This window comes from Sinorhizobium sp. CCBAU 05631 (assembly GCF_002288505.1).
Taxonomy (GTDB): domain Bacteria; phylum Pseudomonadota; class Alphaproteobacteria; order Rhizobiales; family Rhizobiaceae; genus Sinorhizobium; species Sinorhizobium fredii_C.
The window spans coordinates 3,669,965-3,690,658 of record NZ_CP023063.1 but is presented as its reverse complement, the minus strand read 5'-3'; the positions used below and the strand labels follow the sequence as shown (position 1 = coordinate 3,690,658).

At 64.8% G+C, this 20,694-nt stretch carries 14 protein-coding genes; 7 read left to right on the top strand and 7 right to left on the bottom strand.

Features of this window, described 5'->3' with window-relative positions:
- Positions 1-173 precede the first annotated feature (173 nt).
- From ahcY to trxA, 7 genes are all read left to right on the top strand, one after another.
- Positions 174-1,574, top strand: coding sequence for an adenosylhomocysteinase (gene ahcY / locus SS05631_RS17840; protein ID WP_037418523.1), 1,401 nt, complete (start codon positions 174-176; stop codon positions 1,572-1,574).
- Positions 1,575-1,867: 293 nt separating this feature from the next.
- Positions 1,868-4,345, top strand: a complete 2,478-nt coding sequence (locus SS05631_RS17835; RefSeq protein ID WP_037418602.1) for a PAS domain-containing sensor histidine kinase — start codon at positions 1,868-1,870, stop codon at positions 4,343-4,345.
- Positions 4,346-5,857 carry a tRNA (adenosine(37)-N6)-threonylcarbamoyltransferase complex ATPase subunit type 1 TsaE gene (tsaE, locus tag SS05631_RS17830; protein ID WP_037418520.1) on the top strand — a complete coding sequence of 504 codons (1,512 nt, stop codon included), beginning with the start codon at positions 4,346-4,348 and terminating at the stop codon, positions 5,855-5,857.
- Positions 5,858-5,866: 9 nt separating this feature from the next.
- Positions 5,867-6,598, top strand: a complete 732-nt coding sequence (locus SS05631_RS17825; RefSeq protein ID WP_037418517.1) for a nucleotidyltransferase family protein — start codon at positions 5,867-5,869, stop codon at positions 6,596-6,598.
- A 1-nt stretch (position 6,599) separates the two neighbouring features.
- Complete coding sequence (gene addB, locus SS05631_RS17820; protein WP_037418515.1) at positions 6,600-9,773, top strand: double-strand break repair protein AddB; 3,174 nt, start codon at positions 6,600-6,602, stop codon at positions 9,771-9,773.
- On the top strand, positions 9,763-13,332 hold the full coding sequence (gene addA, locus SS05631_RS17815; protein ID WP_037418599.1) for a double-strand break repair helicase AddA: 3,570 nt from the start codon (positions 9,763-9,765) through the stop codon (positions 13,330-13,332). The genes addB and addA overlap by 11 nt, the downstream gene beginning before the upstream one ends.
- 81 nt (positions 13,333-13,413) lie before the next feature.
- Positions 13,414-13,734, top strand: a complete 321-nt coding sequence (trxA, locus tag SS05631_RS17810) for a thioredoxin (RefSeq protein ID WP_018236119.1) — start codon at positions 13,414-13,416, stop codon at positions 13,732-13,734.
- 219 nt (positions 13,735-13,953) lie between these two features.
- On the opposite strand, the gene SS05631_RS17805 is transcribed toward trxA, so the two are convergent.
- The 7 genes from SS05631_RS17805 to SS05631_RS17775 all read right to left on the bottom strand — a co-directional run bounded on the left by SS05631_RS17805 (position 13,954) and on the right by SS05631_RS17775 (position 20,673).
- Positions 13,954-15,297: a folylpolyglutamate synthase/dihydrofolate synthase family protein gene (locus tag SS05631_RS17805; RefSeq protein WP_037418513.1), complete on the bottom strand. Its 1,344-nt coding sequence runs from the start codon at positions 15,295-15,297 to the stop codon at positions 13,954-13,956.
- A gap of 137 nt (positions 15,298-15,434) precedes the next feature.
- Positions 15,435-16,349 (bottom strand): acetyl-CoA carboxylase, carboxyltransferase subunit beta, encoded by a 915-nt coding sequence (accD, locus tag SS05631_RS17800; protein WP_037418511.1) that lies wholly within the window; start codon positions 16,347-16,349, stop codon positions 15,435-15,437.
- Positions 16,350-16,401: 52 nt separating this feature from the next.
- On the bottom strand, positions 16,402-17,241 hold the full coding sequence (gene trpA / locus SS05631_RS17795; protein WP_037418509.1) for a tryptophan synthase subunit alpha: 840 nt from the start codon (positions 17,239-17,241) through the stop codon (positions 16,402-16,404).
- Positions 17,242-17,246: 5 nt separating this feature from the next.
- Positions 17,247-18,467, bottom strand: a complete 1,221-nt coding sequence (gene trpB, locus SS05631_RS17790) for a tryptophan synthase subunit beta (RefSeq protein ID WP_037418507.1) — start codon at positions 18,465-18,467, stop codon at positions 17,247-17,249.
- A complete protein-coding gene (locus SS05631_RS17785; protein ID WP_037418504.1) occupies positions 18,464-19,138 on the bottom strand; it encodes a phosphoribosylanthranilate isomerase in 675 nt (224 codons plus the stop codon). The genes trpB and SS05631_RS17785 overlap by 4 nt, the downstream gene beginning before the upstream one ends.
- Before the next feature lie 173 nt (positions 19,139-19,311).
- The gene (locus SS05631_RS17780; RefSeq protein ID WP_037418501.1) at positions 19,312-20,067 is read right to left on the bottom strand and encodes a M48 family metallopeptidase; all 756 of its coding nucleotides are present in this window, start codon (positions 20,065-20,067) and stop codon (positions 19,312-19,314) included.
- 186 nt (positions 20,068-20,253) lie between these two features.
- Positions 20,254-20,673, bottom strand: a complete 420-nt coding sequence (locus SS05631_RS17775) for a DUF2852 domain-containing protein (RefSeq protein ID WP_037418497.1) — start codon at positions 20,671-20,673, stop codon at positions 20,254-20,256.
- Positions 20,674-20,694: the final 21 nt, after the last annotated feature.

Here is a 20,694-nt window from a genome sequence, read left to right as displayed (position 1 = left end):
CCTTCCCGATTATATAAAGATATAAAGACCTCTTTATATGGCGGTTGCCCTATCCGGCGATTCCTGATAGACCGGGCGCACTCTCCCGATGCATTGCGTGCAAGGGAGGCATCGTCTGCCGCCGGACTCTGTGGGGACCGACGCGGCCCAAGAGATCCAGCCTGGAGAACTCCATGACCGCCACTCAGGACTATATTGTCGCCGACATCGGGCTTGCCGGCTTCGGCCGCAAGGAAATTGACATCGCCGAAACGGAAATGCCGGGCCTGATGGCCTGCCGCGAGGAGTTCGGCGCATCGAAGCCGCTGAAGGGCGCGCGCATCACCGGCTCGCTGCACATGACAATCCAGACGGCCGTGCTGATCGAGACACTGGTTGCGCTTGGCGCGGAAGTCCGCTGGGCCTCCTGCAACATCTTCTCGACGCAGGACCACGCGGCAGCGGCGATCGCCGCAAGCGGCGTTCCGGTCTTTGCCGTCAAGGGCGAGACACTCGAGGAATATTGGGCCTATACGGACAAGATCTTCCAGTGGGCCGATGGCGGCTTCTCCAACATGATCCTCGACGATGGCGGCGACGCCACCATGTACATCCTGCTCGGCGCCCGTGCCGAAGCCGGCGAGAACGTGCTTTCGAACCCCGGTTCGGAAGAGGAGGAAATCCTTTTCGCCCAGATCAAGAAGCGGCTTGCCGGCTCGCCGGGCTGGTTCACCAAGCAACGCGACGCCATCAAGGGCGTGACGGAAGAGACGACCACCGGTGTCAACCGCCTCTACCAGCTCCAGGCCAAGGGCCTGCTGCCCTTCCCGGCGATCAACGTCAACGACAGCGTCACCAAGTCGAAGTTCGACAACAAATACGGCTGCAAGGAATCGCTCGTCGACGGCATCCGCCGCGGCACCGACGTGATGATGGCCGGCAAGGTCGCCGTGGTGTGCGGCTATGGCGACGTCGGCAAGGGCTCGGCCGCCTCGCTGCAGGGCGCCGGCGCCCGCGTCAAGGTCACCGAAATCGACCCGATCTGCGCATTGCAGGCCGCCATGGACGGCTATGAAGTGGTGCAGCTCGAGGACGTCGTCTCGACCGCCGACATCTTCATCACCACCACCGGAAACAAGGACGTCATCCGCATCGAGCATATGCGCGAGATGAAGGACATGGCGATCGTCGGCAATATCGGCCACTTCGACAACGAGATCCAGGTTTCCGCCCTCAGGAACCTCAAGTGGACGAACGTCAAGCCGCAGGTCGACCTGATCGAGTTCCCGAAGGGCAACCGGCTGATCCTGCTTTCGGAAGGCCGCCTCCTGAACCTCGGCAATGCCACCGGCCATCCGTCCTTCGTGATGTCGGCCTCCTTCTCCAACCAGGTGCTGGCGCAGATCGAGCTCTTCACCAAGGGCGGCAACTACAAGAACGAGGTCTATATCCTGCCGAAGCAGCTCGACGAAAAGGTCGCGCGCCTGCATCTCGCCAAGCTCGGCGCAAGGCTGACGGAGCTTTCGGAAGAGCAGGCCGACTATATCGGCGTGAAGCCGCAGGGCCCGTTCAAGGCCGAACACTACCGGTACTAATCCTTACCCGGGCAATCCACAACATCTTGTGGCCGCGATCTTGACAAGAGATCGCGGCCGCTTTTTTGGGCGCTGCACTTTCCGGCGAATCTTCAAAGAAGTATTGTTTAACTCATTGATTCGTGACGCTGGAGGGGCTGACGGCGTTGCGGGCGGGGATGTCTTGTCGGACAGCGGCAAACAGACGGAGACAGACCGGGGATGCAATCGGAACGGACGCAAACCCTCTTCGAGGGTTTCGGGCATGGCGACGCAAGGTCGGCGGCACCTTGCGGATCAACGGGGTCGGCGCCATGAAGACGGAACAATCCAGATTTTTCGGCGGCAGGGCTTCCGCACTGGTTCGGCGGCTGCTCGCCGGCACGACGCTTCTCGCGGCGACCGATGCGGCCGCCCAGGCTTCCGCTCCGGTTGCCAGATCGATTTTCGGCACCTCCGAAGTGGTGACCTTCTCCGTCCTGATCGGCGTGATCTCCGCCGCGATGCTCTCTGCGATCTGGCTCATCCGCCAGCGCGGCAATATCGAAGCGGAGAACCGTGCCCTGCGCGCCGATCTTTCGGACGCCAACCAGCGGATTTCACGCTTCCAGGCGCTCATTGCCGACAAGAACCGGCGAATCGTCGTCTGGGACGGGCTGGCGGAGCGGCCGGAATTCCTCGGACAGCTTCCGCTCGAGACCGGCGCGCCGCAGGACGACCGCGATTTTCTCGCCTTCGGGCGCTGGATCAAGCCGCAGTCGGCAGGCCAGCTGGAAAAGGCGATCGAAGCCTTGCGTGCCCAGGCGCAAAGCTTCGACCTGGTGCTGGAGACGCAGCGCAACGAGGTGCTGGAGGCACAGGGCCGCGTTTCCGGCGGACGGGCCTTCGTGCGCTTCGTCGCGCTCAACAATCTGAGGGCCGAGCTCGCCGAACTGAAGCTCGAGCGCGACCAGCTGCATGCCTCGCTCTCGACATTCCGCACGCTTCTCGATGCGATCGACCTGCCGGTCTGGCAGCGCGGCGCCGACGGCAAGCTCGAATGGGTCAACGAGGCCTATGCCGAGGCGGTCGACGCGCGCAGCCCGGCGGCGGCGACGGCCGAGGCGCGTGAATTGCTCGCAACGGCGGCGCGCGAAAAGATCCGCGCCGTCTCGACCTTCGAAACCCCGTATCGCGACAAGGTCTCGACCGTCGTCAAGGGCAACCGGACCTTCTTCGATGTGGTCGACGCCCGCACCCCGGCCGGGTCGGCGGGCATCGCCGTCGACGTTTCCGGCATCGAGGCGGTGCGCGAGGAACTGGCGCGGACGCTCAAGAGCCACGCCGAAACGCTCGACCATCTGGCGACGCCGGTGGCGATCTTCGACGGCAATCAGCGCCTGCAATTCTACAACCAGGCCTTCCAGCGTCTCTGGGAGCTGGACATGGGCTTCTTGGAACGCAAGCCTGACAATGGCGAAGTGCTCGACCGGCTGAGGGCCGGCGGCAAGCTGCCGGAGCCGCTGAACTGGAAACAGTGGAAGGCGAACGCACTTTCGGTCTACCAGGCGCTCGACACGCAGTCCGACCTCTGGCACCTGCCGAACGGGCAGACGCTCCGCGTCTTCGCGACTGCGCGGCCGCAGGGCGGCGCCACCTGGGTCTTCGAGAACCTGACGGAAAAGGTCGATCTCGAAACCCGCTACAACACGCTGGTCCAGGTCCAGGGCGAAACGATCGATCATCTTGCTGAAGGCGTCGCCGTGTTCGGGCCCGACGGGCGCATCCGGCTATCGAACCCGGCCTTCCGAGCGATCTGGGGCATCAGCGAGGCGGAGGCCAAGCCCGGGACCCACATCCGTGCCGTCGAGCAGGCATGCCTTCCCTCCTACGAGCAGCCGGACGGCTGGAAGCGCTTCGCCCATATCATCACCAGCTTCGACGACGAGCGGCCGTCGAGTCGCGGCGTCCTCGAGCTGCGCACCGGGCTGATCCTCGACTATGCCGTCATTCCGCTGCCCAATGCCCAGACGATGCTGACCTTCGTCAACATTACCGACAGCGTCAGGGTCGAGCGGGCGCTGACGGAAAAGAACGAGGCGCTGCGCAAGGCCGATGCGCTGAAGAACGATTTCGTCCACCACGTCTCCTACGAGCTGCGCTCGCCGCTGACCAACATCATCGGCTTTGCCGATCTGTTGAAGACGCCGGCTTTCGGCGAGCTCAACGAGCGCCAAGCGGAATATGTCGACCATATCGCCACCTCCTCCTCGCTGTTGCTGACGATTGTCAACGACATCCTCGACCTCGCGACGGTGGATGCCGGCATCGTCGAGCTCGACATGTCCGAGGTGAACCTTATCGACCTGCTCGACGATGTTGCACAGCAGATGGCCGAACGGCTCGTCGAGAGCGGCGCGTCGCTGAGGATCGACGCCCCCGACAATCTCGGCCGCATCACGGCCGACCAGCAGCGCCTGAAGCAGGTCTTCATCAAGCTCCTGACCAACGCCGCCAATTTCGCGCCCGAAGGCAGCACCATCGACCTCCAATGCCGGCGCGAAGGTAACGACTTCGTCTTTTCCGTCACCGATACCGGACCGGGCATTCCGCAGGACGTGCTCAACACCGTGTTCAACCGCTTCGAGAGCTACGGCCAGCGCGGCGGCGCCGGACTGGGCCTGTCCATCGTCGAAAGCTTCGTCAGCCTGCATCACGGCACCGTTTCGATCCGCAGCAAGGAACGCGAGGGGACGGAAGTCACCTGCCGCATTCCTTCCGCCGACATGCCGAAGATCATCGCGGCGGAATAGATGAAGTCACTCGAACGCCTGCTGCAGGACGAGGCCGCGACGATCGAGCTCGGCGAGGACCTCGCACTTGCCTTGAAGGCCGGCGACTGCGTCGGGCTTTCGGGCGATCTCGGCGCGGGGAAGTCGACCTTCGCACGCGCCTTCCTCCGGGCAATGGCCGACGACGCTTCGCTCGAGGTGCCGAGCCCGACCTTTACGCTCGTTCAGAGCTATGAGCTGCGTATTCCCGTCGCCCATTTCGATCTCTATCGCCTCGCCGACGCTTCCGAGCTCGACGAGCTCGGCTTCGACGAGGCGCTCTCAGAGGGCATCTGCCTGGTCGAATGGCCGGAGAAGGCCGAGGAGGCGCTGCCGGCGAACCGGATCACGCTCGCCTTGACGCATGAAGGTGATGGGCGTCGCGTCCGCATCACCGGGCCGGAGGCGGCCGTCGAGCGGATTGCCCGCTCCCTCGCGATCCGGGCTTTTCTCAAAGAGGTCGGCCATCCCGGCGCGAGGCGCCGGCACCTGAGCGGCGACGCCTCGGTGCGGGCCTATGAGCGGATCCATACGGCCGATGGTGAGCCGGCGAAAATCCTGATGGACGCGGCGAAGCACAAGCCCGGCCCGATCCTCCAGGATGGCAAATACTATCAGCAGCTCGCCCATATCGCCGAGGACGTCGTTCCCTTCGTCGCCATCTCGACGCTGTTGCGCAAGCGTGGCTTTGCGGCACCGGCAATCTACGCGCGCGATCTCGACCAGGGCTTGCTGCTTATAGAGGATCTGGGCTCGGAGGGGATTCTCGACGCCGAAGGCCGGCCCGTTGCAGAGCGGTACATGGAGGGCGCGCGGCTGCTTGCCCGCCTTCATGTCGCCCCGGCCGAGCGCGACATCGCGGTCGCCAACGGCATCGTCCACCACGTTCCGGACTTCGATCGCACGGCGATGAAGATCGAAACGAGCCTCCTGATCGACTGGTACCTGCCGTGGAAACGCGGACTACCTGCCTCCGAGGCCGAGCGGAACGACTACTTCGCCATCTGGGACCGGCTGATCGACAGTCTCGGCTCGGCCGAAAAAAACCTGCTGCTGCGCGATTTCCATTCGCCCAACATCCTGTGGCGGCCGGAACGCGAAGGTCTCGATCGCATCGGCATTATCGATTTCCAGGATGCGATGATCGGGCCGACGTCCTACGACGTCGCTTCGCTGGTGCAGGACGCGCGCGTCACGATCGGTCCCGAACTCGCCGACCGGCTGCTTAGCGCCTACAGGGCCGAACGCAAGCTGCACGGCGCCTTCGACGAGGATTCCTTCCTGCGCGACTGGCACATCATGGCGGCGCAACGCAATTGCAAGCTCGCCGGCATCTGGGTGCGGCTGAAAGAGCGCGACGGCAAGCCCGGCTATCTGAAGCACATGCCGCGCACCTTGACCTATCTGCAGCATGCACTGACACATGAAGTGCTGACACCCTTGCGCGATTGGTGCATTAAGGCTGGAATCCTGGCTAGCGAATCAGCCAACTGACAGGAAATCATGCCCATCACCAATGCCATGGTGCTTGCGGCCGGACTGGGCACCCGCCTGCGGCCAATCACCGACACACTGCCAAAGCCGCTCGTCCGGATCGCCGGCAAGCCGATGATCGACTATGTTCTGGACCTGCTCGCGGTCGCCGGCGTGACCAGGGCGGCGGTGAACGTCCACCACTTCGCCGACAAGATGGAAGACCATCTCAGCCGGCGCGAGACACCGCGCATCCTGATTTCCGACGAGCGCGATGCGCTGATGAATTCCGGCGGCGGCCTTGCCAAGGGTCTGAAGCTGCTCGACGACGGGCCCGTACTGGTAATGAATGCCGATCTCTTCTGGGTCGGCGAGAAGGCCGGGCAACCCTGCAACCTGCAGCGGCTCGCCACGTTCTTCGACGCCGGGCGCATGGACATGGCGCTGCTCTGCGTGCGGCTCGAGGACACGACCGGGCACAACGGCAAGAAGGATTTTTCGCTCTCGAAGGATGGGCGGCTGCAGCGCTACGAAGAAGGCATGGAAAATCCGGTCGTATATGCCGGCGCGATCGCCATGGACTCGCGGCTTTTCGCCGATGCGCCCAGCGACGCATTCAATCTCAACATCTATTTCGACCGAGCGATCGCCAGGGAACGGCTGTTCGGCCTGATGCTCGATGGCCAGTGGCTGACCGTCGGCACGCCTGAGGCGATCGGCGAGGCGGAGGCGTTGGTCCGGCGCTTCGAACCGGGAGGATAAGGTGCCCGGCGCCACCACGAACGTCTTCACGATTCCTACCGGCCTGCCTTTCCTGAAGACGCTGGCGGAAAAACTCCTGGACGGGGTGCTGACGCCGGACTTCCGATACGAACCGGCCGATCCGCTGGCGCTCGCCGGCGTGACGATCTTCGTGCCGACGCGGCGTGCGGCCCGTGTCCTGCGCTCGGAATTCGTCGATCTGCTCGGCGGCCGCTCGGCGATCCTGCCGGTGATCCGGCCCCTCGGCGAGACGGACGACGACAGCGGCTTCTTCGACGCCGAGATGCCGGCGATCCTCGATCTTGCGCCGCCGCTTTCCGGCACGGCGCGGCTGATCGAGCTCGGCCGCCTCATTCTCGCCTGGCGCAACCGCCTACCGCAGGTGGTCCTCGACATCCATGCCGAAAGTCCGCTGATCGCACCGGCAAGCCCGGCCGACGCCATCTGGCTGGCGCGCAATCTCGCCGAACTCATCGATGCGATCGAGACGGAGGAGCTCGACTGGGAGGCGCTCGACGGGCTCGATGCTGGCGAACATGCGCTCTGGTGGCAATTGACGCTTGCCTTCCTGAAGATCGCCCGGACCTATTGGCCGGAACGGCTCAACGAGCTCAAGCACTCCTCGCCGGCGCGCCATCGCAACGCTATGCTCAGGCCCGAAACGCAGCGGATCGCCGCCGGCAAGGCAAGCGGACCGATCATCATCGCCGGCTCGACGGGCTCGATTCCGGCGACGGCAGCGCTGATCGCCGCAGTGAAGGCGCTGCCGAACGGCACGATCGTGCTCCCCGGCCTGGACCTCATGATGAGCGACACGGAATGGGAGTTGATTGGCAAGGAAGCCGAACGTGGCCCAAGGGGTCCGGCAAGCCGCACGCATCCGCAATACGGGTTGCACCGCCTGCTGAAACGCGTGCGTATCGATCGTCGCGACGTGCCGGTGCTGGGATCGCTCGACGACGATCTCGGCGATCGCGCCCTGGTCGTGTCGCGGGCGCTGCTGCCGGCCGAGGCCACCGACGGCTGGACTGAGGCCCGCGAGACCTTCGAGCCGGAGACGCTCTCCGCGGCCTTCGCGGACGTGGCGCTGATCGAAGCGGCGAACGAGCGCGAGGAGGCGACCGCGATTGCCATTGCGCTGAGGCTGGCACTCGAAGGCGACGAGGAGAGCCAGGCAGCGCTGATCACGCCCGATCGCGGCCTTGCGCGGCGGGTGGGCGCCGAGCTCGCCCGCTTCGGCATCGAAGCCGATGATTCCGCCGGCGTTCCGCTCTCGGCAACGGCGGCGGGTGGGATTACCCGGCTGCTGCTGGAGGCGACCCTCAGGCCCGACGATCCGGTGGCTTTGGTCGCGCTGCTCAAGCATCCGCTCGCCCGGCTCGGACAGACGGCGGAAGTCGCACGCCGTGCCGCCGACGTGCTGGAGCTCGTGGCGCTTCGCGGCGGCACCGACATATCCGACATTTCCGCTCTCGAACTCGGGATCGATAGGGCGCTCGCCCGGCAGCGCACCGAGCGGCACCCGAGGCCGTGGCGCGGCGGCATCGACCCGAAGGATGTCGATCTCGCGCGGGCACTCGCCCGACGACTTTCCGCGGCCGTCGGGCCGTTGACGAGTACCATTTCCGGCAGCCCGGAAAGCGGTCGCCAGCACACGACAGCCCTGACGCTCGCCGATTGGGCGGAGCGCACGGGCCGCGCGCTGGAAGCCGTCGCCATCGACGAACGCGGCAGCCTCGGCGGGCTCTGGGGTTCGGAAGCCGGCGAAGCATTGGCGACGCTTCTGCGCGGCATCATCGAGACCGACGGGCAGATGGAGGCCGACGGGCGGCAATGGTGCGACATCGTCGAGGCGCTTGCCGCCAGCGAAGCGGTGAAACCTCGATCCATGCGGCACCCGCGCGTCTTCATCTTCGGCGCTCTTGAATCGCGTCTGCAGAGCGTCGATCTCGTGGTGCTCGGCGGGATGAACGAAGGCACCTGGCCGGCGCAGACCTCGAACGACCCTTTCCTGTCTCGGACAATGAAATCGGGTATCGGCCTCGAACCGCCAGAGCGGCGCATCGGCCAGCTCGCCCATGACTTCCAGATGGCCTGCGGAACGCGCCGCCTCATCCTTTCCCGCTCCATGCGCCAGGGCTCGGCGCCGACGGTCGCCTCGCGCTGGCTGCAGCGGCTGCAGGCGCTCGGCGGCAAAACGTTGACCGAGCAGCTCAAGGCGAATGGCGCGAGCTATCTTCACTGGATGCGCATCCTCGACGACGGCGAGCGCCAACCACTCAGCGAGCGGCCGCAGCCGAAGCCGCCGGCCGACATGCAGCCGCGCAAATATTCCTTCAGCGAAGTGACCAAGCTGCGCCGCGACCCCTATTCCATCTATGCGCGCCGCATCTTGCGGCTGGAGCCGATCGACCCCTTCAATCGCGATCCGAGTGCTGTCGAACGCGGCCTGCTTTACCACCGCATCGTCGACCGCTTCGTCAAAGGTGGCTTCGATCCCGCCTCTAGCGAGGGGCAGGCGGCAATGGCGCGGCTGATCCGCGAGGCCTTCGACGAGGAGAACCTGCCGACGCACATCGACACGATCTGGCGACCGCGCTTCGAAGCGGTCGCAAGGGCGTTTCTTTCCTGGGAGCGGGAGCGCCGGACCGGCATCGTCAGGTCTTTCACGGAAGTCCCCGCAGCCATGGAGATCGGCATCTCGGATATCAGGCTGACCGGCATAGCCGACCGCCTCGACCGGCTGGCCAACGGCACCGTCGACATCATCGACTACAAGACCGGCTCCAGCCCTTCAGCGAAGGAGGCACGGGCCCTGCTCGACCCGCAGCTCTCCCTCGAAGCGGCCGCCCTCAAGGCGGGTGCTTTTGCGACCATCGGACCGGCGCGGCCGGATTCGCTGCGCTATGTCCGCCTGAAGCCTGGCAGCCGCTTTGCCGTCGATACGGTCAACAACGAGAACAGCAAGTCGAGGGAGACCAAGACCGCCGAGCAGCTGGCGGAAGAAGCGCTTTCCGAACTCAGGAAGCTGCTCGCGGCGCTGACCAGCGGCCGCTACGGTTTCGCCTCCCGCCTGATCGTCCAGAAGGAACGGGACTATGGCGGCGAATACGATCACCTGGCGCGCGTCGCCGAATGGGCGACCGCTGACGGCGAGGACGACGATGAGGAATGAGGCTTTCGGCCCGGAGGAGAGGACGCCCAAGGCGTGGCTCGACTGGACCACCGAGCGGCAATCGCTTGCCTCGGATCCGGCGCGCTCGGCCTGGGTTTCGGCCAATGCCGGCTCGGGCAAGACGCATGTGCTGACGCAGCGCGTCATTCGGCTGCTGCTTTCCGGCTGCCGCCCTTCCGCCATTCTCTGCCTGACCTATACGAAGGCAGCCGCCTCGGAGATGTCGAACCGCATCTTCGAGCGTCTCGCCGAATGGGCGACGCTCGATGATGCCGCTCTGGAAAAGCGCATAGAGACGATCGAGGGCACGCGACCCTCCCTCGCCAAGATTGAGGAGGCGCGGCGGCTCTTTGCCAAGGCGCTCGAAACGCCGGGCGGGTTGAAGATCCAGACGATTCACGCCTTCTCGGAAGCGCTGCTCCATCAGTTTCCACTCGAGGCGAACGTGGCGGGACACTTTTCCGTCCTCGACGATCGGGCCGCGGCGGTGCTGCTTTCCGATGCGCGCCGCGCCCTGCTGACGGCCACCGCCGCCGAGGACGAGAGCGAGCTTGCAGATGCCTTCGCCACCGTCCTCGACCTCGCCGACGATACCGGCCTTGAAAAGCTGTTGGAGGCGATCGTGGCGAACCGCGCGGCGATCCAGGCCTTTCTCGATAGCGCCGCCGTAAAAGGCGGGCGGGAGAAGCACCTGCGAGCCGCGCTCGGTCTTGCGTCGGGGGAGACGGCCGCGAGCGTGATGGCCGGAGCCTGGCCGCTTGCCGGCCTCAACGGCGCGGCGCTTCAGCGCTATATCGAGCTCGCGCTGAGCCTTGGCGGAGTGAAACCCGGGGAGATCGCAGAGGGCTTGAAGGCGGCCCGCGAGGCCGCCGATGCGGAGGAGCGCTTTGCCGGGCTTCTCGGCGTGTTTTTCAACGGCGGCGGCAAGCCGAAGGCGGATTCGGCCTTCTTCAACAAGGCAATGCTGGCGCAGGCGCCTGAACTGGCGCCGCTCATCGAAGAGGCGCGCAAGCACATCACAACCTGCGCCGACCGGCTCAGCATCGTCCGGATGTACGAGGCGACGCGCGCGGCGCTGATCCTCGCCGAACGGCTCAACAGGGACTACGAAGACCTCAAGAAGCGGCGCAGCCAACTCGATTTCGAGGACCTGATCAACCGCACGGCTGCGCTGCTTTCTCGCAGCGATGTCGGCGCCTGGGTCCATTACAAGCTCGACCAGGGCATCGACCACATTCTCATCGACGAGGCCCAGGACACGAGCCCCGCCCAATGGACAATCATCCAGGCGCTCGCCGCCGATTTCTTCGCCGGCGAAACAGCGCGCGCCAACGAGCGGACGATCTTTGCGGTCGGGGACGAAAAGCAGTCGATCTACTCCTTCCAGGGCGCGCGTCCCGAGCGATTCTCGCGCGAAAGCATCCAGACCGAACGGCGGGTGCGCGCCGGAAGCAAGTATTTCAGCCCCATCCGGCTGCAGCTCTCCTTCCGTTCGACGGTCGACGTGCTTTCCGCCGTCGACACGGTCTTTGCCAATCCGGGCAATGCGAAGGGCTTGAGCGCCCGCAGCGAGGCGATCGTGCACGCCTCGAACCGGATCGGACACCCCGGCGCCGTCGACATCTGGGACATCATCGCGCCCGAGCCGGTGAGCTCCGAAGAGGATTGGACGGCGCCCTTCGATGCGACGCCGGAGCGGGCTCCGGTGAACATTCTTGCCCGGCGCATCGCGGCCGTGCTCGAGGACTGGATCGGCAAGGAGACGGTGATCGAAAAGGGCGCCCGACGCCCGATGCGACCCGGCGACGTCATCGTGCTGGTGCGCAAGCGCGACGCCTTCGTCAATGCCCTGACGCGTGCACTCAAGCGCCGCGGCAATATTCCGGTCGCAGGCGCCGACCGGCTCGTGCTCACCAACCATATCGCCATCCAGGATCTCCTGGCGCTCGGCCGTTTCGTGCTGCTGCCCGAGGACGATCTGTCGCTCGCGGCGCTGCTGAAGAGCCCGCTCGTCGATCTCGGCGAGGACGATGTCTTCGAACTCGCGGCACGCCGGGCCGAGGGCGAAAGTCTCTGGCGACGGCTGCAACAGCTCGGCGCCGAGGAATCAAGCCGATATCATCGGGTCGTGCGGATGCTCGCCGGCTATGGCGAGCTTGCCCGCAACCTGCTGCCGCACGACTTCTATGCCCGCGTGCTCGGCGCCAATGGCGGCCGGCGCGCCTTCCTGGCGCGGCTTGGCAGCGAGGTAAGCGATATCCTCGACGAATTCCTGACCTTTGCGCTCGACCATGAGCGGAGCGGGCTGCCCGGCCTGCAGGCCTTCGTCTCGACGCTCGAGATCGAGGCGCCGACGGTCAAGCGCGAGCAGGACAAGGAACGCGACGAGGTTCGCGTCATGACCGTGCACGCCGCCAAGGGCCTCGAGGCACCGGTCGTCTTTCTGGTCGACGGCGGCGGCGAAGCATTCGTCCGTCAGCAGGTCTCGGACCTCCGCTTCCTGGAGAAGCCCCAGGCGGACGGCTCGATGCTCGGGGTGCCCGTCTGGCGCGCTCCCGGCTCGGCGTCGAATTCGCTGATCGCCGCCGACAACGAGCGGCTGAAGCGCCTGGCCGAGGAAGAATATCGCCGCCTCCTCTATGTCGGCATGACGCGCGCGGCGGACCGGCTGATCGTCTGCGGCTATCGCGGCCAGCGGCAGAACCTCGATACCTGGCATGCGATGGTTCAAGGCACATTAGCGCATGATCCGAAGGGCCGGGCGACGCCGATGGTCTTTTCAGCCGGCGGCGAGGAATGGACGGGCCATGCCTGGCGCGAAGCGCGTGTGCCGGTCGCCGTCCCGGTACGCGAGGACTCGGAGAGCAAGCCTCCGGCGACGGCATCCAGCCTGCCGCGGGCACTCTTCACCCCCTTGCCGCCGCAGCGCCGGCTGCCGCGACCGCTCGCCCCTTCGGGAACGAGCGTGGCGATCGACGATCCGGAGCAAGAGACGATCGTCGGCTCGGCTCTCTTTGCGGCACAGACAGCGCCGAAGTTCTCGATGCTGCGCGGTGCGATCCTGCATCGGCTGCTGCAGGTGCTGCCGACGATCGACGGCGCCGAGCGCCGGGACGCGGCGGAGCGTTACCTCAGCCGGGCCGTGCCACGCTGGCCGGAGACGGAGCGGCAGGCACTTAGCCGTGCCGTGATGGAGGTGCTCGAGCATCCGGATTTGCAGCCGCTCTTCGGCGAACAGAGCCGCGCAGAAGTCTCCGTCATGGGAACGCTCAAGCTCGGCAGTCAGGAATTCGCCGTATCCGGCCGGCTCGACCGCCTGGCGGTTGCCGGCGACACCGTGACGATCGCCGATTACAAGACCAATCGCCAAGTGCCGGCCTCGGTCGCCGAAATTCCGACCGTCTACCGGCGGCAGCTCGCAATCTACCGCGAACTCTTGAGGCCGCTCTATCCCGGCAAGCAATTCCGTTGCGTGCTGATCTTCACCGAAGGCCCGGCCGTGTGGGTGCTTCCCGACCCAATGCTGGACGGGAGCCTTGAAGAGCTCGCGACAAAGTGAGATACACGATATTGAAAATCCAGCGGCGAGGCCTCACATGAGGCACAATATCTGGACAATGCCATTCCGAAGGAGCAGCCGATGGCAACTGTGAAAGTCGATGCGTCCAATTTTCAAAAAGAAGTGCTGAATTCCGCCGAGCCGGTCGTCGTCGACTTCTGGGCCGAATGGTGCGGTCCGTGCAAAATGATTGCCCCCAGCCTCGAAGAGATCGCCACCGAACTCGCCGGCAAGGTCAAGGTCGCCAAGCTCAATATCGATGAAAACCCGGAACTGGCCGCTCAATACGGGGTCCGCTCGATCCCGACGCTCGCCATGTTCAAGGCTGGCGAAGTCGCCGACATCAAGGTCGGCGCCGCGCCGAAGACCGCGCTCAGCTCGTGGATTTCCAACGCGGTCTAAGCCGCGAATTGATTGACGATTGATAATGAAAAGCCCGGCTATGTCCGGGCTTTCTACTTGCCTTCTGACGACACGCACCGCCTTCAATCGCCCCTCACCCAAACCCTCTCCCCGCAGGCGGGGCGAGGGGACGGAGAGCGCGCGGCAAAAACCCTTCTCCCCGTCAAAAACGGGGAGAAGGTCGCGGCAGCGGGATGAGGGGCGAATGCAGTCTGACGATTACCGCGGCGGCGTGCCATTCTCCGAAAGCACGTCGCCGACGAGGTAGAGCGAACCGCCGATCAGGATGCGCGGCGGCACGGGGTCCTCTTCGGTGAGCTCGGCGATGAGCCCGAGTGCTTCGGCGACCGATGATGCGGCGTTTACCTCGAGACCGGCTGAGGCCGCATCGGCGGCCAGCGCCACCGGGTCAAGCCCCGCATCCGAGCCGTGGATCGGAACGGTGAAGACCTGTTCGGCGAGATCGAGGAAGGCCTTGAAGTAGCCGACGGGATCCTTGGTGTTGATCATGCCGATGATCAAGAACAACGGCCGCGGATCGCGCTCCTCGAAGGTCGCCATGGCTTCGGCGATCACCTGGCCGGCGCCGGGATTGTGGCCGCCGTCGACCCAGATTTCGGCGGCCGGCGGCCCGTAGTGTGAGAGCTTGCCGCCGGCAAGACGCTGCAGCCGGCCCGGCCATTCGACCCCGGCCAGGCCCTTCTCGATCGCCGCCTCCGGCACGTCGAAACCGGCCGCCCGGACGGCGCGGATCGCCGCCGCCGCATTGGCATATTGATGCCGGCCCGGCAGGCGGGGCAGCGGCAGGTCGGCAAGGCCGTTCTCGTCCTGAAAGATCAGCCTGCCGAATTCCTCATGCGCCATGAAATCTTGGCCGTAGACGGACATCGGGGAGCCGAGCCGCTCGGCCGTTTCGACCAGCACCTCGCGCACGCCGTCTTCTTCCTGATGGCCGATCACCACCGGGCAGCCGCGCTTCATGATTCCGGCCTTCTCGGCGGCGATCAGTTCCACCCGGTCGCCGAGATAGGCCTGGTGATCGAGCGAGATCGGCATGATGACAGAGACCGCCGGCCGGGCAATGACATTCGTCGCGTCGAAGCGGCCGCCGAGGCCGACCTCGATGACCGCGACATCGGCCGGATGCTCCGCGAAAAGCAAGAAGGTGACGGCCGTCAGGATCTCGAAGACGGTGATCTTCTGGCCGGCATTGGCTTCCGCCACGCGCCGGACAGCATCGGCCAGCACCGGGTCGCTGACGAGCGCACCCTTGCCGCCCTTGACGCCGAGCCGATATCTCTCGTGCCAGTTCACCAGATGCGGCGACGTGTGCACATGGACGCTGAGGCCTGCAGCCTCGAGGATCGCCCGCGAAAACGCGGTGACGGAGCCTTTGCCGTTGGTGCCGGCGACGTGGATGATCGGCGGCAGGCGGTCCTGCGGGTTGCCAAGCGCGGCCAGCAGCCGCGTGATTCTGTCGAGCGACAGGTCGAATCCCTTGGGATGCAGAGCCAGAAGTTTTTCAATCTCCTGCGCCGCCTCGCTGACCTGTGCCGCCGCCATGTTCTTGCCTCAAAAAATTGACGCTGCCAGATGATTCCTAAACGGAATTGCAGCGAATCAAAACATTTACAGCAACGTTTGCGCGCCCCGGAAAGGCGCACAAGTCTAGAGAATCAAATAAGAGCTGGTGCGGCGGCCTAGGCCCGGGCTGCGAGCGGCAAGGGCGAAACCTGGGAGCCGCTCTCGCGCCTTGCGGCCTCCGCCGGCTTCTTCATCAGGATCTTCAGCAGGCGCGAAAGCGTCGCCGGCAGGTCGTGGCGCTTGACGACCATATCGACCATGCCGTGCTCCAGGAGGTACTCCGAGGTCTGGAAGCCATCCGGGAGCTTTTCGCGGAGCGTCTGCTCGATCACCCGCTTGCCGGCAAAGCCGATCTCCGCACCCGGTTCGGCCAGGTGGATGTCGCCCAGCATCGCATAGGATGCCGTGACACCGCCGGTGGTGGGGTTGGTCAGCACGACGATATAGGGTAGGCCCGCTTCCTTCAGCAGATTGACCGCAACCGTGGTGCGCGGAAGCTGCATCAGCGACAGGATGCCTTCCTGCATGCGGGCGCCGCCGGAAGCCGGGAACATCACCAGCGGGCACTTCTCGGCAATCGCCTTCTCGAAGGCCCTGATGATCGCCTCGCCGGCCGCCATACCGAGCGAACCGCCGATGAAGTTGAACTCATGGACGACGGCGACCAGCTTGACGCCCTGGACGAGGCCGAGGCCGGCGACGATCGTGTCCTCGAGCTCGGTCTTGGCCCGGCTGTCGCGCAGGCGGTCGAGATATTTCTTCGAATCGCGGAACTTCAGCGGATCCTGCGCCACCTTCGGCTGCGGCAGGGTTTCGTAGATTCCGCCATCGAAGAGATCCTTCAGCCGGGCCTTTGCCGGCATCTTCATGTGATGGCCAGACTGCGGGATGACCCACTTGTTCTCTTCGAGATCGCGATGGAACACCATCTCGCCGGTTTCAGGGCACTTGATCCAGAGGTTCTCCGGAACTTCCCTGCGGCCGAGCATCGAATTGATCTTCGGCCGAACGTAGTTTGTGATCCAGTTCACTTAAGTAGACTCCTGAAGATGTCCTTCGGCTTCTGCGCGCCAATATGGGCGATTATTCGGCTGCCGCAAGGCGCGCCGCCCGCACCCCGGCCGAAAGCCCTCGAACCAAAGCTTCCACACCCGGCACCGTCGCGTCGGTAGCCTGACCGCTTTCCGTCAGGCTCGAGGCGATCTGGTTGACGATCGCGGTCCCCACCACGACACCATCGGCGGAAGCGCCGATCACCCGCGCATGCTCGGCGGTCTTGACGCCGAAGCCGACGCAGACGGGCAGCTTCGTATGCGACTTGATCCGCGCCACCGCGCCGGCAATCAGCGACGGATCCGGCAGAGAGGAACCGGTGATGCCGGTCATCGAGACGTAATAGACAAAACCGGAGGTGTTTTCGAGAACCTTGGGCAGACGGCGGTCGTCGGTCGTTGGCGTCGCCAGACGGATGAAGCTGATGCCCTTCTTCAGCGCCGGGGTGCAGAGCTCGTCGTCCATTTCCGGCGGCAGATCGACGACGATCAGCCCGTCGACACCCGCCTCGACGGCGTCATCCAGGAAGCGCTCGACGCCGTAGATGTAGATCGGATTGTAATAGCCCATCAGCACGATCGGGGTGCGCTGATCCTCAGTCCGGAAGCGGCGGGCGAGGTCGAGCGTCTTGGCAAGCGTCTGCCCGGCTTTAAGCGCGCGCTGGCCAGCAAGCTGGATCGCCGGGCCGTCGGCCATCGGATCGGAAAAGGGCACGCCGAGTTCGATCACGTCGGCGCCCGCCTTCGGCAGCGCCTGCATGATCGCCAGCGACGTTTCGAAATCGGGATCGCCGCCCATGAAATAGGTGACAAGGACCGGGCGACCTTCCGCCGCGACGTCGGCGAACCTCTGCTCCATGCGTGCGGTCATACTCGTTACTGCCCCATTCCCAGAATTTTGCCGACGGTGAAGATGTCCTTGTCGCCGCGACCGGAGAGATTCATCAGGATGATCTCGTCCTTGCCCATTGTCGGCGCCCGCTTGATGACCTCGGCCAGCGCATGCGATGGCTCGAGCGCCGGAATGATGCCTTCGAGCCGCGTCAGCGTCTGGAAGGCTTCGAGCGCTTCATGATCCATGATCGGCACATATTCGACCCGGCCGATATCGTTGAGCCAGGCATGCTCCGGACCGATGCCGGGATAATCGAGGCCCGCCGAGATGGAGTGGCCTTCCTTGATCTGGCCGTCGCCGTCCTGCAGCAGATAGGTGCGGTTGCCGTGCAGCACGCCCGGCGAGCCGGCGGTGATCGAGGCGCAGTGCTCGTCGCCATCAAGTCCCTTGCCGCCCGCTTCGACGCCGACGATCCGAACATCCTCGTCATCGAGGAAGGGATGGAAGATGCCGATCGCGTTCGAGCCGCCGCCGACCGCCGCAATGACGAGGTCCGGCAAGCGGCCTTCGGCGGCAAGAATCTGCTCTTTCGCCTCCTGGCCGATGACCGCCTGGAAGTCGCGGACCATCTCCGGATAGGGATGCGGGCCGGCGGCCGTGCCGATCAGGTAATAGGTGCTGTCGACATTCGTCACCCAGTCGCGCAGCGCCTCGTTCATGGCGTCCTTCAGCGTGCCGTTGCCGGCGGTCACGGGCTTCACCTCGGCACCGAGAAGCTTCATGCGAAAGACGTTCGGCGCCTGGCGCTCGACGTCGGTGGCGCCCATGTAGACGACGCAGGGAAGACCGAAGCGGGCGGCGACGGTCGCCGAAGCGACGCCGTGTTGGCCGGCACCGGTCTCGGCGATGATGCGGGTCTTGCCCATTCGCTTGGCGAGCAGGATCTGGCCTATGCAATTGTTGATCTTGTGCGAGCCGGTGTGGTTCAGCTCCTCGCGCTTGAAATAGATCTTGGCGCCGCCGAGCTCAGCCGTCAGGCGCTCGGCGAAATAGAGCGGGCTCGGCCGGCCGATATAGTGAGCACCGAGCCTATCGAGCTCGGCCTTGAAGGCCGCGTCGTTCTTGGCCTTGTTCCACTCGTCCTTGAGGTCGAGGATCAGCGGCATCAGAGTCTCGGCGACGAAACGGCCGCCGAAAATACCGAACCGGCCGTCCTCGTCCGGTCCAGCCCTGAAGGAGTTCGGTTCTAGCGGCTGATTCACGTCCTGCTCCCTGATCGTGGCACTACGGCTTCGGCGCGTCGGACACCGCCGAAAAATGCATCCATGAGCTTCAAATCCTTGACACCCGGGGCGCTCTCCACCCCGGAGGATATATCGACGGCGCTGGCGCCGGTCAGCGCAAGAGCCTCGCCGATATTTTCCGCATTCAGTCCACCGGAAAGCATGTAATCGACGCTCCCGTCAAGCGCGTCGAGCAGCCTCCAGTCGAAAGAGACACCATTGCCTCCGGGTAGTTCGGACCCGGCCGGCGGCTTAGCATCGAGAAGGAAGCGATCGACGATGCCGACATAGGCATCGATCCTTTCGAGATCCGAGGCATCGCGGATCGACAGCGCCTTCATGATCGGCAGGCCGTAGATCGCCTTGATCGTCAGAACCCTGTCCGGATCTTCGGAGCCGTGAAGCTGCAGGATGTCGGGCTTCAGCGCGGACACGATCTCGTCGAGATCGTCATTGTCGGCATTCACGGTGACGGCGACGATCTTCGCGCGGCCGCGAACGCGTTCGGCCACCCGGCCGGCGTCGTCAGGCTCGATGTTGCGCGGACTCTTGGGAAAGAAGATGAAGCCGATATGGGTGGCCCCGAGCGCCACGGCATGCTCCGCCGCCTCCGCGGTCTTCAGTCCACATATTTTCACTTCCGTTTTCATGGCAAGCGACCTTGCACGAAATACCGTCCGAGTCGAGCAAAACCGTTGCTCTGCAGCGCGTCATCCTAAGAGACTTTGGCCGGGCGTTTTCAGTCGGGCTGACTTCAGTTTCGGCGGTTGTCCGCACCGTCCAGTCCCCCTCTCGTCACCATCGGCCAAACTCAACCGTGAACTTAGCCGAAATCGATGGAGTGCAGCATGGTGCCGTTGCGCTTCAGCCAGCGCCTGGCCTCGTTGGTATCCGCGCAGAGCCTTTCGCACAGCGCCCAGAAATCGGGGCCGTGGTTCATCTCCTCAAGATGGGCGACCTCGTGGGCGGCGAGATAGGCGATCACCTTCGGCGGCGCCATGGCAATGCGCCAGGAAAAGCTCAAGTCACCTTCGGCGGAGCAGGAGCCCCAGCGGCTGCGGGTGTCCTTGAGGCTCAACGAGCGGACGCGGCGGCCGATTCGGCCGGCATAGACGGCGACGAGGCGCTCCAATTCGAGGCGCGCCTCCTTCTTCAGGTAGTCGGCAATCCGCCGGCGCAGGTGCTCCTCCGCGCCGCCGACCCGCAACACCGCCTCATCGTCGACGATGACGGGCTCTGTAAGGCCGCGAATCCGGCCGGTCCTCTCGATGCGATGGGCGACGCCGCGGATGAAGATGGTTCCGCCGTCTTTGAGCTCGCTTTCGCCGGAGAAGCGCGCGAGTTTGGTCATCAGCCAGCCCTGATGGCGGCTGAGAAATGCGCTGACCTCGCGCTCCGGCAGACCTTCGGGAACGGTGAGTTTCAGGGCGCGCCCGCCGGGCTCGATGCGCAAGGTCATCCGTGTCGCGCGTGCGTTCTGGCGGATGGTCAAGGGAAGACGCTTGCCGGCCACCTCGATGTCACGCGTGATATCGGGGCGCGTTTCACTGCCGCGGCGGCGCTTGAAGGAGGGAAACATGAGGCCTTTCTAGCCGATTCGCCGTCCGCTGGCAGCTGCCTACTGCATGTGTCCTTAGATCGACCTCGATTTATGGATACATGCAGCAATTCAAAGTGCTACAGCGACCTTTGCGGCGTCTGATAAGACGCGCGGCGCTGTAGTCCCGGCGTTTCATGTGAAACGCCGGGATGCCATTCCTGTCAATCAGGCGGTCTCTGGTGCCGGGCCGGGGCGGCCGTTCTTGCGCTCGCGCATGAAGCGGTCGAATTCCTCCTGGTCCTTGGCGCGCCGGAGCTCGCGGACATAGGCGTCGAATTCCTCGCGCATCTCGTCCAGCTTGCGGCGTTCCTCGTCGAGACGCGCAAGTTCCGCCTCGCGCCAGTCGTCGAAGGCGACATTGCCGGTCCGATGGTGGGCCCAATGGCCACGATTGCTCCGGCGGAAGCCGGCGCACATGCGGTCCACGCTGTCGTTGGCGTCCTTCTTGAAGGTCTTCAGCTTGTCGCCGAAGAGGATGTAAGCGAGCATCGCCAGGCCGAGCGGCCAGAACACCACGAAACCGAGCACCATCAATGCAATGGTCGCAGGCGTCCAGTCCGGACGGATCAATGCAGATTGGTTCATCTTCAGTATTCCTCGCAGTCA

Bases quoted from the DNA above. Each gene is read 5' to 3' on its own strand.
- ahcY (WP_037418523.1), top strand. From the start codon at position 174: ATGACCGCCACTCAGGACTATATTGTCGCCGACATCGGGCTTGCCGGC.
- SS05631_RS17835 (WP_037418602.1), top strand. From the start codon at position 1,868: ATGAAGACGGAACAATCCAGATTTTTCGGCGGCAGGGCTTCCGCACTG.
- tsaE (WP_037418520.1), top strand. From the start codon at position 4,346: ATGAAGTCACTCGAACGCCTGCTGCAGGACGAGGCCGCGACGATCGAG.
- SS05631_RS17825 (WP_037418517.1), top strand. From the start codon at position 5,867: ATGCCCATCACCAATGCCATGGTGCTTGCGGCCGGACTGGGCACCCGC.
- addA (WP_037418599.1), top strand. From the start codon at position 9,763: ATGAGGAATGAGGCTTTCGGCCCGGAGGAGAGGACGCCCAAGGCGTGG.
- trxA (WP_018236119.1), top strand. From the start codon at position 13,414: ATGGCAACTGTGAAAGTCGATGCGTCCAATTTTCAAAAAGAAGTGCTG.
- SS05631_RS17805 (WP_037418513.1), bottom strand. From the start codon at position 15,297: ATGGCGGCGGCACAGGTCAGCGAGGCGGCGCAGGAGATTGAAAAACTT.
- trpA (WP_037418509.1), bottom strand. From the start codon at position 17,241: ATGACCGCACGCATGGAGCAGAGGTTCGCCGACGTCGCGGCGGAAGGT.
- SS05631_RS17785 (WP_037418504.1), bottom strand. From the start codon at position 19,138: ATGAAAACGGAAGTGAAAATATGTGGACTGAAGACCGCGGAGGCGGCG.
- SS05631_RS17780 (WP_037418501.1), bottom strand. From the start codon at position 20,067: ATGTTTCCCTCCTTCAAGCGCCGCCGCGGCAGTGAAACGCGCCCCGAT.
- SS05631_RS17775 (WP_037418497.1), bottom strand. From the start codon at position 20,673: ATGAACCAATCTGCATTGATCCGTCCGGACTGGACGCCTGCGACCATT.